At 69.5% G+C, this 348-nt stretch carries 1 protein-coding gene; it reads right to left on the bottom strand.

The genetic code is table 11. From position 1 onward, the window contains the following. Positions 1 to 21 precede the first annotated feature (21 nt). Positions 22 to 246 (bottom strand): hypothetical protein, encoded by a 225-nt coding sequence (locus tag N866_RS21225; protein WP_155855531.1) that lies wholly within the window; start codon positions 244 to 246, stop codon positions 22 to 24. Positions 247 to 348: the final 102 nt, after the last annotated feature.

Here is a 348-nt window from a genome sequence, read left to right as displayed (position 1 = left end):
AAGGGACCGGTGGATCAGGGCTCAGACAAGCGCCACTGCTGCACCACCCGAGATCGCGTCGGTGCCCAGCGAGGCTGACTCCCGGAGCATCGGCGCAGTCGCGACAGACTCATCCATCACGGTTCGTGCCGAGGTCTCAGCCACACGACCGACCGCTGCCGGTCCTTCGAGCTCGGGCACCGTCAGCTCGTACACGTTCAGGCGCGTCGCGCGCACGATCTGCGGGGCTCTCGACGTCGCGGTCACAGCCCCCAGGATGTGCGTCGAAGGACTCCCCTCCCAGGCAGCGCCCCGCTATTGCGACGACGGGGCCACGGCCCTCGACCCGCTGTTCCGGCGCCCGACGGA

Origin of the sequence: Actinotalea ferrariae CF5-4 (genome assembly GCF_000603945.1) — a bacterium.
GTDB lineage: Bacteria > Actinomycetota > Actinomycetes > Actinomycetales > Cellulomonadaceae > Actinotalea > Actinotalea ferrariae.
The sequence above is the reverse complement of the archived record's forward strand: the minus strand, read 5'-3'. Positions and strand labels throughout refer to the sequence as shown.